Here is a 12,162-nt window from a genome sequence, read left to right as displayed (position 1 = left end):
CAGGCGGAAGGCGTTCGTGGCCGCGTCAGTGACGCGGGTCTAAGCTTCCTGCTTCTCTCCACACGGAGAGCAAGGCAAAGCCATTGGGGAGGACAGCATGATCACGCGTCGTCGCACCCTTGCCACGCTGGCCGCGAGCGCCGCGGCCGCGCCCGCCGTGCTGCGCGCCCAGGCGACGGTCAACTGGATCGCCTACACCTACGTTCCTGCCGCCAGCGTGGCGCCGGCGCGGGTCTTCCAGGAGATCATGGCGCGGGTCGCCAAGGAGACCAACAGCGGTTTCCAGATCAAGTACCATCTGGGCGGCTCGCTCTCGATCAAGGTCACCGACATCACCACGGCGGTCGGCGACAACGTCGTCCAGCTCGGCGACGACGGCTTCCAGCAGGGCAACGTGCCGATCACCGGCATCCTGCGTCTGCCCATGCTGATCACCAACGCCCAGGAATTCGAGAAGGCGATCGCGGTGATGAAGCCCTATGTCGAGAAGGCCTATGACAAGAAGGGTGCGACGCTACTGGCGACCTATTACTTCCCGCTGCAGATCGCCTGGTCGAACAAGAAGCTGACCTCGCTCGACGAGCTCAAGGGCCAGAAGATCCGCGCCACATCGCCCGAGCAAATCGAGTTCCTGAAGCGCTTCGGCGCCAACGGCCTGACGGTCGGCGCACCCGAGGTCCCGTCGGCCCTCGAAAGGGGCGTGGTCGACGGCGTGCTGACGGCCAATGCCGGCGGCGGCAAGATCTGGAAGGACCTGTTGAAGTATTCCTACGAGATCGGCCTCAACTATTTCGAAGCCAACGTCATCGCCAACAAGGAAGCCTACGCCAAGCTGCCGGCGGCCTATCGCGACTCCCTCACCAAGGCGGTGGTCGAGCTGTCGCCCAAGATCACTAAGACGCTGGCCGACGAGGAAGGCGAAGAGAAGGCCAAGCGAAAGGCCGAAGGCATGGTCCAGACGACGGCGACGCCGGCCGAGTATAAGCTGGGGGCCGAGCGCATGGCGAGCTACTGGAACGACTGGGCGAAGGCCAAGGGCGCGGAAACCCAGGAGGCGCTGAAGAAAGTGCGCGACGCGCTGGGCCGCTGATGTCGCCACCGTCGAAGGGCAGTCCGCTCGGCCCGATCGAGCGGGCGAGCCTGTGGACGTCGGCCGTCTGCATGATCGGCATGGTCGTGCTGATCCTGGCTGAAATCGTCCTGCGCGGCGTCTTCAACAGCACCACCGAGCACAGTGACGAGCTGGTCGGTTACCTGCTGGTCGGCGTGTCGTTCCTGAGCCTCGCGCTGTGCCAGAGCCGGGGCGCCTTTCACCGCGTCGAGATGGTGCAGATGCGGCTGGGGCGGCGCGGCAGGCTGGTATCGTCCCTGGTCTTCGACGTCCTGTCGTTCGGCTACGTCGCGCTGACCGACTGGTACTTCCTGCAGTTCGTCATGAGCTCGCATCGACGCGAGGCGATGGCCAGCACGACCCTGTCGACGCCGCTGTGGATACCACAGACCGTGATGATCATCGGTGCGACCATGCTGCTGGTCGTGCTTGCCAGGACCATCGTCGACGATGTCCGCAAGGTCGCTTCGTGAGCGGCGGTCTCGAGATCCTCCTCGTCATGCTGATCTTCCTCGGCCTGCTGGCCGCGGGCATGGCCATTCCCTTCGCCATCGGCGTGCCGGCGATCGTCTACCTGCTGCTGCACGGCGGGGTGCCGGCGCTCAAAGGGATCGGCCTGATGAGTTGGGGCTCGATGAACAGCTTCGCTCTGACGGCGATCCCGCTGTTCATCCTGATGGCCGAGATCATGCAGCATTCCGGGCTGAGCTTCCGCATCTATCGCGGCCTCAGCAAGCTCGTCTGCGTCGTGCCCGGCGGATTGCTGCAGACCAACATCGCCGGCTGCGCGCTGTTCGCGGCGATCTCCGGGTCGTCGGTCGCCACGGCTGCCGCCATCGGCACGGTGGCGCTGCCGCAGCTGCTGCAGCGCGGCTACCATCGTCCGCTCGCGGCCGGCTCGCTGGCGGCTGGCGGCACTCTCGGCATCCTGATCCCGCCGTCTATCGCCATGATCGTCTACGGCACCTTCACCGAGACCTCGGTGTCGAGGCTGTTCATGGCCGGCATCGTGCCCGGCCTGGTGCTGACGGCACTGTTCATGGCCTATGTCCTCGTGCAGGCCCTGCTGCGGCCCGAGATCGCGCCACGCGAGCGCGGACCGCAGAGCCTCGGCGAGCTCGCCTCGGCTCTCGCCGACCTGGTACCCTTCCTGGTCGTCATCGGCGGCACCATGGGCAGTCTCTATTTCGGCTGGGCGACGCCCACCGAGGCCGCCGCCGTCGGCTGCCTGGCCGCCATCATCGTCTCGGCGATCTGGGGCAGGCTCGGCTGGACGGAGCTCAAGATGGCGATGACCTCGTCGGTGATGATCAGCGGCAACATCCTGCTGATCGTCTACGTCGCCTTCGTATTCTCCTACGCCATCAGCGTGGCCGGCGTCGGCGAGGCCCTGACCAGCTGGCTGGTCGCACTGCAGCTCTCGCGCCTCGAGTTCTTCCTCGCACTGTTCGTGCTCTACACGATCCTCGGCTGCCTGGTCGAAAGCCTCGGCATGATCGTGGTCACCGTGCCGCTGCTCTACCCGGTACTGCTGAAGTACGGCATCGACCCGGTGTGGTTCGGCGTCATCCTGGTGCTGTTCATCGAGCTCGGGCAGATTTCGCCGCCGATCGGCATCAACCTGTTCGTCATCCAGAGCATCTGGGACGGCAAGCTCTCCGACGTCGTCTGGGGCACCATCCCGTTCCATCTGCTGATGTTCGTGCTGCTGGTGATGCTGGTAATGTGGCCCGAGCTGGCGCTCTGGCTGCCGCATCAGATGAGTGGACCTTCATGACGACCAACCGCCACGCCGCCTATCCGACCGGGCTCAGGAATGCGCCCGGCCGCCACCGCGCCCTGCGCCAGCGGCTTGCCGCGCCCGGCATCGTCGTGGCGCCGGGCGCCTACGACTGCATTACCGCCCGCCTCGTCGAGGTCGCGGGTTTCGACGCGCTCTATGTCACCGGCTCCGGCGTCTCGATGAGCGCGCTGGGGGCGCCCGACATGGGTGCGCTGAGCTTCGGCGAGATCCTCGATCGCGTGCGCCGCATCTGCGATGCGGTGGCGATCCCGGTGATCGCCGACGCCGATACCGGCTATGGCGGCCCGCTCAACGTCATCCGCACCATGCGCGAGTTCGAGCGCGCCGGTGTCAGCGCCGTCCAGATCGAGGACCAGGAATGGCCGAAGAAGTGCGGCCACGAGCCCGGGCGGCGGGTCGCCGCGTCGCGCGAGATGGAGCAGCGCATCAAGGCGGCGGCCGACGCCCGGGTCGACAGTGACGTGCTGATCGTGGCCCGCACCGACGCGATCGCCTCGGAGGGCTTCGAGGCGGCGCTCGAGCGGGCAGCGCGCTACCGCGAGGCCGGCGCCGACATCCTGTTCGTCGAGGCGCCGCCCGGCGAGGCCGAGCTCGCGGAGGTGCCCAGGCGGCTCGGCGCGCCATGCCTCGCCAACATGGTCGAGGGCGGCCGCACGCCGGTGCTGCCATTCCCCGAGCTCGGGCGGCTCGGCTTCAAGGTGGCGATCTACCCCAATTCGCTAACCCGCCTGTTCGCGCGCGTCGGCCAGGATCTGCTGGGTTCGCTGAAGGCAACCGGAAATACCGCCGCCATGGCCAACCAGATGCTCGATCACGGGCAGCTATGGTCGCTGTTCGAGAACGAGCGCTGGCAGACGCTCGAGAAGCGCTTTCAGAATTGACGCGTCGCCAACCGGAGACCTGACATGCGCTGGCTCGCCTGTGTCGCCGCCCGCGCCGCGCCCGACGGCTACACACTGATGCTGCTGACCAGCAGCCACGTGCTGAACAAGTTCCTGTACACGCGCCTCGGCTACGACGTCGCCAAGGACTTCGTGCCCATCACGATGATCACGCGCATCCCCTCGCTGATGGTGGTGCCGCCGTCGTCGCCTGCCAGGAGCGTCGCCGAGTTCGTGGCGCTGGCCAAGGCGAGACCCGGCAAGCTGAATTACGGTTCGGGCGGCTTCGGCAGCCTGGCCCACCTGTCGGCCGAGGCGTTCCGACTGGCCACCGGCATCGACTATGTTCACGTGCCCTACAAGGGCGCACCCGACATCGTGCTGGGCCTGATCGGCAATCAGATCGATGTCGGCTTCCCGACCATGCCGACGCCGTTCCGTCCGGCCCAGCAGGGCCAGTTGCGCGCGCTCGCCGTCTCCAGTGCCAGGCGCGCCCGCGCCATGCCCGAGGTCCCGACCCTGCGCGAAACCTTGTCCGATGGCTTCGCGCTCGACGCCTGGCTCGCCCTGGCGGCGCCAGCCGGCACGCCGGCGGAGATGGTGGCGCGGCTGTTCGCGCCGCTCGCCGAGGCGGCGAAGGATACGGCATTCCGCGATCTCCTGACCAACGATGGCTCGGAAATCGTCCTCAATACGCCGGCCGACTTTGCCGCCGTCCTGCACGACGAGATCGCCACGGGCCAGAGCCTCGTCAAGCGCCTCGGCGTGAAGCTGGATTGACCGTCTTCGCTGGGAGCGCGCCACTCCAGTGGCGCTCATGGGATGTGTGGTCGACAAGAAGAGCGCCACAGGAGTGGCGCGCTCCCAGCAAAAGACGTTCTACACCACGTCCGCCGGCGCCAGGCGGCAGGGGTGGGCCGGGTCGCCCGACTCCACCTGCAACGTGGCGTGCTGGATGCCGAACTTCGTCTCGAGCTCGCCGCTGGCGCGAGCCAGCAGGGCGTCGTCGACGCCGGTGCCCGGTCGTACCAGATGGGCGGTGAGCGCCGTCTCCGTCGTGCTCATCGGCCAGATGTGGAGATCGTGGACATCGACCACGCCGGGCAGGCCGCCGAGGTAGCGCTTCACCGCGTCAGGGTCGATGCCGGGGGGAGTCATGTCGAAGGCGAGGTTGAACGAATCGCGGCCCAGCCCCCAGGCGCTGTAGAGGATGGCGAGCGAGATGCCGATGCCGGTCGCCGGATCGATCCACAGCCAGCCGGTCGCCTGTGCGATCAGCGCCGAGATCACCACGCCGAGCGACACCGCCGCATCGCCCGCCAGATGCAGGAAGGCGCCGCGGATGTTGATGTCGCTCTCGCGGCCGCGCATGAACATCAAGGCGGTCACGCCGTTGATGACGATGCCAAGGGTCGCCACCCAGATCACGGTATTGCTGGCGACCGGCTCGGGGAAGCGGAAGCGCTGCACCGATTCGACCAGGATGCCGCCGACCGCGACCATCAGCAGGGTGGCGTTGGCGACGGCAGCGAGAATCGACGCGCGCCGGAAGCCGTAGGTCCGGCGCGCCGTCGGCCGGCGCTGGGCAAGCCAGGCGCCGCCCCAGGCGAGCACCAGCCCCGCGACGTCGGACAGGTTGTGCGCGGCGTCGGCCACCAGGGCGAGCGAGTTGACCATGAAGCCGAACGCCGCCTCGGCGACGACGAACAGGAGGTTCAGCCCGATGCCGAAGGCGAAGGCGGCGTTGTAGTTGGCCGGACCGTGGCTGTGCCCGTGGCCGTGCGCGTGGCTGTGCGCATGACCATGACCATGGCCATGGTCCTTGTGATCGTGCTGGCGATCGGCCACGGCGCTAGGCGCGACTGCCCTTGCCGATATGCGCGATGGCCTCGATCTCGACCAGGATTTCCGGCGACGCCAGCGCGCGCACCTCGACCAGGGTCGAGGTGGGGAAGTTGCCGGTGAAGAACTCGCGCCGCGCCGCCCACACCTTGACGTTGTTCTTGATGTTGACGACGTAGACGATGATCTTGACGACGTCGGCCATCGTGCCGCCGGCCGCTTCGATAAGGCCCTTGATCTTGCCGAAGATTACCTTGGCCTGCTCGTACTCGTCCATGCCGGCCAGCGCCTTCACGTCGTCGCCGCGCGCCACCATGCCGGAGACATAGGCGATGCCATCGACCAGCAGGCAGTTGGACCAGCGCTCGGGCGGCGGCTCGGGAGCGGCGGGAGACGTCACGCGTTTGATGGTCATGGTTCCTCCTGTCAGTCTGGCCTGGCGCCGGATGCTTTCACGACCGGCGTCCACTTGTCGATCTCGGCCTGGACGAAGCGGCTGAACTCGGCGGGAGTCATGGTGCTGCCTTCCGCGCCGATCTCCTCCCAGCGTTTCACGACGGCAGGTTCCTTCAGCACCGCCTGCATTTCCTTCGCCAGGCGATCGACGATGGTTTGGGGCGTTTTGGCCGGCACGGAGATGCCGAACCAGGAATAGGAGATCAGGTCGGGAAAGCCCTGCTCCTTCATCGTCGGCACATCCGGGAAAGCCGGGCTGCGCTGCTCGCCGCTGACCGCCAGCGCCCGCACCTTGCCGGCCTTGATGTGCGGCGCCGCCGACGGCAGGGAATCGAACATCGACGGCACGTTTCCGGCAATCGTGTCGACCATGGCCGGACCGGCGCCGCGATAGGGGACGTGGACCAGCGCCGCGCCAATCACCTGCTCGAGCCGCGCGCCGAGCAGGTGGTTGCTCGAGCCGGCGCCCGAGGTGGCAAAGGCGAGCTTGCCGGGGTTCGCCTTGGCGTAGTCGACATACTCCTGGAAGGTCCTGGCCGAGAAACCCGGGTTGACCACCAGCACGCTCGGATTGCGCGAGGCGAGCGAGACATGGATGAAGTCGCCCATCGGGTTGAAATCGGCGCCGCCATAAAGGGTCGGCGAGATCGACAGGCCGGAGATCACCGACATCAGCAGCGTGTAGCCGTCGGGCGCCGCCTTGGCGACCAGCGCGGTACCCACCATGGCGCCTTTGCCGGGCTTGTTGTCGACGATGATGTTCTGCCCCAGTCGCTGGCCGAGATGCTCGGCGATCATGCGGGCGATCACATCGGTGGTGCCGCCCGGCGCGTAAGGCACGACGAGCTTGATCGGCTTGGTGGGCCATGCCTGGGCGCGGGCGGGCAGGGCGGCGACGAGGGAAGCGGCGATGAGGCTACGACGGTACAACATGCGCCGAGTATACTCGGCCGATGAACGATCCCAAGACGCTGTTCGCAGCCCTGTTCGCGCCGCGGCGTATCGCCCTGATCGGTGCGTCGGCCGACGTGACGAAGACCACGTCGCGACCGCAACGCTTCCTGCGCAAGCACGGATTCGCCGGCGAGATCCTGCCGATCAATCCGTCACGCCGCGAGATTCTGGGCGAGCCGGCCTATGCCAGTCTCGACGCCGTGCCGGGCGACATCGACCACGCCTATATTCTGCTCAACGGCCGCGGCGCCGTCGACGCGCTGGCCGCGTGCGGCAAGCGCGGCGTGAAGGTGGCCTCGATCCTGGCCGGCGGCTTTGCCGACGCCGGCGCGGCGGGCGCCTCGATGCAGGACGATCTGGTGCGCATCGTGCGCGAGACCGGAATCCGCCTGGTGGGCCCCAACAGCATCGGCACGGTCAGCACCGATCCGCCGGTCGCGCTGACCGCCAATGCCGCGTTCGCCGTCGAGCACCTGCGCAAGGGCCGCTGGGCGGTGGTCAGCCAGAGCGGCAGCCTGATCGGCGCCCTGCTGTCGCGCGCCGATGCGCGCGGCATCGGCTTTTCGCGCCTGATCTCGGTCGGCAACGAGGTGGATCTGGCGGTCGGCGAGATCGCCGACCTGCTGGTCGACGACCCGGCGACCGACGCCATCCTGCTGTTCATGGAGACGCTGCGTGACGGCGAGCGGCTGGCCCGCGCGGCGCGGCGCGCCCATGCCGCCGGCAAGCCGGTGATCGCCTACAAGCTCGGCCGCTCCGAGATCGGCCAGGAACTCGCGAAGTCGCATACCGGCGCGATCGCCGGCTCCGACGCGACGTTCGACGCTTTCTGCCAGCGGCACGGCATCGCGCGTGTGTCGATGTTCGAATCGCTGGTCGACGTGCCGGCGCTGCTGGTCGACCGACCCAAGGCGCGCGGCAAGCGCGTTGCCGTCGCCACCACGACGGGCGGCGGTGCGGCCATGGTGGTCGACAACATGGCGGTGGCCGGCCTCGACATCGTGGGTCCGCCGCAGAGCCTGGTCGACTGGCTGAAGCCGCTCGGCATCGCAGCCGGCGAGGGCAAGCTGGTCGATCTCACCCTGGCCGGCGCCAAGCCCGAGATCGTGGCAGGCACCATCGAGCGGCTGCTGGCCGACGACGGCAACGATGCGGTGATCTTCGTCGTCGGCTCCTCGGCGCAGTTCAATCCCGAGCTCGCCGTCGAGCCGCTGCTGAAGTTCGCCCGGTCGGCCAAGCCATTCGCCGTGTCGCTCACGCCCTCGGCGGAGAAGTCCGTCGCCCTGCTGACCGCGGCTGGCGTGCCGGTGTTCCGCCATCCCGAATCCTGCGCCGAGGCGATGGCGGTCTGCCTGCTGCGGCCGACACCGCAACCCGTCCCCGAGCTGCCCGAGCCGGCGTCGGCGGCGCGCGACGCGCTCGCGGAAGGTCGCCGATCGGGTTTCGACGAGCGGCGCGCCGCGGCGCTGTTCACGGCTCTGGGCATGCCGATGGCGAAGTCAACGGCCGTCTCCGATGCGAGGCGGGTCGCCGCTGCCGTCGACGAGATCGGCGGCCCGGTGGCGCTGAAGATCCTGTCCGCCGACATCGCGCACAAGACCGAGGCCGGCGGCGTCGCGCTGGGCCTGCCCGATGGTCAGCATGCCGCGGTCGCTGCGCGTGACATGGAGAAGCGCGTGCGCGCGCACAGCCCGCAGGCTCGGCTGGAAGGTTTCCTGGTGCAGAAGATGGAGCGCGGCCTCGCCGAGGTGATCCTGGGCTTCCGGCGCGATCCCCTGGTCGGGCCCACGGTGACCGTCGGCCTGGGCGGCGTGCTGGCCGAACTCTACAAGGACGCGGCCACGCGACTGGCCCCGGTCGACGAGAACGAGGCGCGGCAGATGATCGAGGCGGTGAAAGGCCTCGCCATCCTGCGCGGCTACCGCAACCTGCCGCGCGGCGATGTTGCGGCGCTGGCGCGGGCCGTCGCTGCCTTTTCGACGCTGGCGCACCAGGCCTTCGCCGACGTCTCCGATGCCGAGATCAATCCGCTGCTGGTCAAGCGCGACGGCGAGGGAGTCGTCGCGGTGGATGGATTGGTCGTGCTGGGCGAGTGACGTCTTCCGGACCACGGGCGTCCCGCCCGCTCATGATTCATGATGAGGGCGCGTTCGGCAGGGGCGCGGCAGACCGCGCCCGAGCCGAGATGCGCCATGAGCGGGCGGGACGCCCGCGGTCCGGAAAGAATCACGCCAGCCGCGTCTCTGCCGCCTCGAAGAGCTGGTGGAAATCGTCGAGCACGAAGTAGGTGTTCTGCAGCTTGTCGATCTCGTAGGGCCGGCGCATCACCGTGCTGGCCTCGAACGGCAGGCGCTCGACCGACTTGCCCTCGATCGCGTGCCTGACCTCGGCGGCCGAGGACAGGATGCCGGCGCCGTAGGCCTTCAGGCCGTCGGCGGTGCGGATCAGGCCGAACTCCACCGTGTACCAGTAGAGGCGGGCCAGCAGGTCGATCGAGGCGCCGGCCTCGACGCCGCGCTTGCCGTAGAGCTGCATGTAGTCGGCGAACACCGGATTGCTGAGCAGCGGCACGTGCCCGAAGAAGTCGTGAAACAGGTCAGGCTCGACGAGATAGTCGAGCTCGGCCCGCGTGCGGATCCAGACGGTCACCGGAAATCGCCGATGCGCCAGATGGTCGTAGAACACGGCGTCCGGGATAAGGCCCGGCACGCCGACGACGCACCAGCCGGTCAGCGGCTCGAGCCTGCCATTGACGGAGTCGAAGTCGGGGATGGTGTCGCCGATGCCGAGCGTCGCCAGCCCGTCGAGGAACTCGCGGCAGGCATGGCGCCGCGCCAGCGCCGTCTGGCGCTCGACCAGCAGGCGCCAAACCGCCTGGTCCTCCTCGCTGTAGCGGTCGATCTGCTGGGCCACCGTCCACTCGGCAGTCATGGCCGTGTAGTCGCCGCGCAGGGTCTCGAACGGGTGCGTGTTCATGCTGGATATGTAGTGCCGACCGGCGGAGTGAATCCTGGCGAAGATGGGCTGCAGTCGGCATCTTTTTGGTGATAATGTCTATTTCAGGGGTAAATCTTAGAGATAATTGCCATGACTGACCTCGACGACATCGACAAACGCATCGTCTCTGCGCTGCAGGCGGACGGCCGCCTCCCGATCGTCGACCTTGCCGACAAGGTTGGTCTTTCGCCCACGCCCTGCCAGCGCCGCGTCAGGCGGCTCGAGGAGGCGGGCGTCATCACCCGCTATGCCGCGCTGGTCTCGCCGGACGCGCTCGGCCTCGGTCTGCAAGCGCTGGTCCAGGTGACGCTCGACGATCATTCCGAGAAGACCGTCGAGGCGTTCGAGGCGGCGATCCGGGCGCGCGCCGAGGTGGTGGCCTGTTATGCCGTGACCGGCGACATGGATTTCCTGCTGATGGTGCAGACACCCGATCTCGCGGCCTTCAGCGACTTCGCCCTCAAGGCGCTGCTGCGCATGCCGGGTGTTCGCGGCACGCGGTCGTCCTTCATCATGCAGGCGGTGAAGAGCGATCTCGCCTGGGCACCGGCAGCCGCGCGCTGACGGCCGAGGATTACCGCCTGGCCTTGCGGTCGATGAAGTCCAGGACGTGGGCGTTGAACATCTCGGGCCGTTCCCACTGGATCGCGTGGCCGGCATCGCGCACGATCGTCACCTCGCTGCCCGGGAACCGGTCGCCGATCTGCAGCAGCAGGAACGGCGGGATCCAGAGATCGGCGTCGCCGGTCATCAGCAGCGTCGGGACCTTCAGCCTGGCGATCGTCTCCCAGGTGAGCTTGTTGCGCAGCCTGACCGGCGCGCGGCCTGCGGAATGCTGATGGCGCGCCTTCCATTCGGCCACGCCGCCGGGGTTGGCGGCGCGATAGGAGGGGCCGAGCTCCTTCACCTCCGGCGGCAGCTCGCTGAACGGCTTGGGCCGCAGGGCCTGCAAGGTCCTCTGATATTCCGGCTCGGCGATACCCATCATGCTCGACGCCAGAACCAGGCTCCGCACGCGCTCGGGCTTCGAGAGCGCAACGTCGAGGGCGACGTAGCCGCCGAGCGCATTGCCGACGACATGGAACCGGTCGACCTTGAGATGGTCCAACAGCGCCAGCAGGTCGTCGGTGGCGAAGAACGTGTCGATGTCGCGACCCAGCTCCGACTTGAAATGGCCGCGCCGCGAGTAGGAGATCACGCGGTAGCCTGCGTTGACGAACACCGGCTGCTGGTAGGGATAGAAGTCGGCGCTGCCCGAGCCGGCATGGAGAAAGACGACGACCTCGCCCGTTCCGCCGGTGTCCCAGTACCAGAGCCTGACAGTGCCGAGATCGGCCAGGCCTTCGGTCATCGGTGCCTGCGGCGGGATCGGTATGCGAAGACCCATGTCGGGATCGGCCGCGATGACGGGCGCCACGGCGAGCAACAATCCGGCAGCAATCATCAGGGAAACGGACAAAGACACGGGCGGCATCTCCTCGCTCCGCGCAATCGATGGGCTCGACCTTACCGTTTTTCTCTTGCAACAGCCCGATCGGTCCCCGGGAAGTGAAGAGTTCACTATCGGTGCAATGAGCCTCTGGCCGACAGGTAGGTGATGAATATCAGGAGGCTGCTGCGTCTGCTGCTGCCCGGCTTCGTTCCCGAGTTGATCGACAGGATGCGACCGGCAGAGCGAGTCTACTTCGGGCCGTCATGGCCGCGCGACCTGCCGGAAGGATGGGACGACGCGACGACCGAGGCGGTCATGCGCCGCAACTGGCCGACCATCGCCGACAGGGTCGCGGGGACGGAGCCGCTGTCGATGCTGCCATACAAGGCAGATCAGCCTGATCTCACGGCGCACAACATGCTTTTCACCTTCCTTTACGTTCTCGCGCGTGCTGCCCATCGGCGTGACCGCCTATCCGTCCTCGATTGGGGAGGAGCGCTCGGGCACTACGGCCTGGTCGCACGCCGGATGCTGCCCGAGGTGACGTTCGATTATGTTGTCAAGGAAATGGAGACGAACTGCCGTCTAGCCGCCGAACTCAACCCGGCGTTGTGTTCGTGTCCTCCGACGATGCCTGCTTCACACGCTCCTACGATGTCGTCATGGCCAACGGGGCGATGCACTA

The 12,162-nt window shown here is 67.5% G+C and carries 13 protein-coding genes; 8 read left to right on the top strand and 5 right to left on the bottom strand.

Going from position 1 to position 12,162, the window contains the following annotated elements:
* The first annotated feature begins 97 nt into the window (after positions 1–97).
* From dctP to AB7O82_RS14805, 5 genes are read left to right on the top strand one after another with little or no spacing between them, the layout of a single operon-like run.
* A complete protein-coding gene (gene dctP, locus AB7O82_RS14825; protein WP_428542835.1) occupies positions 98–1,090 on the top strand; it encodes a TRAP transporter substrate-binding protein DctP in 993 nt (330 codons plus the stop codon).
* On the top strand, positions 1,090–1,584 hold the full coding sequence (locus AB7O82_RS14820; RefSeq protein WP_428542832.1) for a TRAP transporter small permease: 495 nt from the start codon (positions 1,090–1,092) through the stop codon (positions 1,582–1,584). The genes dctP and AB7O82_RS14820 overlap by 1 nt, the downstream gene beginning before the upstream one ends.
* Positions 1,581–2,888 (top strand): TRAP transporter large permease, encoded by a 1,308-nt coding sequence (locus AB7O82_RS14815; RefSeq protein ID WP_428542829.1) that lies wholly within the window; start codon positions 1,581–1,583, stop codon positions 2,886–2,888. The genes AB7O82_RS14820 and AB7O82_RS14815 overlap by 4 nt, the downstream gene beginning before the upstream one ends.
* Positions 2,885–3,796, top strand: a complete 912-nt coding sequence (locus AB7O82_RS14810) for an isocitrate lyase/PEP mutase family protein (protein ID WP_428542826.1) — start codon at positions 2,885–2,887, stop codon at positions 3,794–3,796. Before AB7O82_RS14815 ends, AB7O82_RS14810 begins: the two co-directional genes overlap by 4 nt.
* 24 nt (positions 3,797–3,820) lie before the next feature.
* Entirely contained in the window at positions 3,821–4,576 is a 756-nt protein-coding gene (locus tag AB7O82_RS14805) for a tripartite tricarboxylate transporter substrate-binding protein (RefSeq protein ID WP_428619680.1), read from the top strand.
* A gap of 99 nt (positions 4,577–4,675) precedes the next feature.
* Here AB7O82_RS14805 and AB7O82_RS14800 read toward each other — a convergent pair whose 3' ends face one another.
* The 3 genes from AB7O82_RS14800 to AB7O82_RS14790 are packed head-to-tail and all read right to left on the bottom strand — an operon-like array spanning position 4,676 to position 7,027.
* Complete coding sequence (locus tag AB7O82_RS14800) at positions 4,676–5,644, bottom strand: cation diffusion facilitator family transporter (protein WP_428619678.1); 969 nt, start codon at positions 5,642–5,644, stop codon at positions 4,676–4,678.
* Between the two features lie 4 nt (positions 5,645–5,648).
* The gene (locus AB7O82_RS14795) at positions 5,649–6,053 is read right to left on the bottom strand and encodes a RidA family protein (protein ID WP_428542817.1); all 405 of its coding nucleotides are present in this window, start codon (positions 6,051–6,053) and stop codon (positions 5,649–5,651) included.
* Positions 6,054–6,064: 11 nt separating this feature from the next.
* On the bottom strand, positions 6,065–7,027 hold the full coding sequence (locus AB7O82_RS14790) for a Bug family tripartite tricarboxylate transporter substrate binding protein (protein ID WP_428542814.1): 963 nt from the start codon (positions 7,025–7,027) through the stop codon (positions 6,065–6,067).
* A gap of 20 nt (positions 7,028–7,047) precedes the next feature.
* On the opposite strand from AB7O82_RS14790, the gene AB7O82_RS14785 reads away from it, so the two are divergent.
* Positions 7,048–9,144: an acetate--CoA ligase family protein gene (locus tag AB7O82_RS14785; protein ID WP_428619676.1), complete on the top strand. Its 2,097-nt coding sequence runs from the start codon at positions 7,048–7,050 to the stop codon at positions 9,142–9,144.
* A 130-nt stretch (positions 9,145–9,274) separates the two neighbouring features.
* On the opposite strand, the gene phhA is transcribed toward AB7O82_RS14785, so the two are convergent.
* Positions 9,275–10,024 (bottom strand): phenylalanine 4-monooxygenase, encoded by a 750-nt coding sequence (gene phhA, locus AB7O82_RS14780; protein WP_428619674.1) that lies wholly within the window; start codon positions 10,022–10,024, stop codon positions 9,275–9,277.
* A 111-nt stretch (positions 10,025–10,135) separates the two neighbouring features.
* Between phhA and AB7O82_RS14775 the strand changes: the two genes are divergently transcribed.
* Positions 10,136–10,609, top strand: a complete 474-nt coding sequence (locus AB7O82_RS14775) for an Lrp/AsnC family transcriptional regulator (protein ID WP_428542805.1) — start codon at positions 10,136–10,138, stop codon at positions 10,607–10,609.
* Between the two features lie 10 nt (positions 10,610–10,619).
* Here the strand turns inward: AB7O82_RS14775 and AB7O82_RS14770 are convergent, their stop codons facing one another.
* Entirely contained in the window at positions 10,620–11,510 is an 891-nt protein-coding gene (locus tag AB7O82_RS14770; protein ID WP_428542802.1) for an alpha/beta fold hydrolase, read from the bottom strand.
* A gap of 132 nt (positions 11,511–11,642) precedes the next feature.
* Here AB7O82_RS14770 and AB7O82_RS14765 point away from each other — a divergent pair.
* Positions 11,643–12,162, top strand: a 520-nt coding sequence (locus tag AB7O82_RS14765) for a hypothetical protein (protein WP_428542799.1), incomplete at its 3' end; no start/stop codon positions are given.

Source organism: Reyranella sp. (assembly GCF_050185545.1).
Taxonomy (GTDB): domain Bacteria; phylum Pseudomonadota; class Alphaproteobacteria; order Reyranellales; family Reyranellaceae; genus Reyranella.
This window is presented reverse-complemented; position numbering and strand designations above follow the sequence as displayed.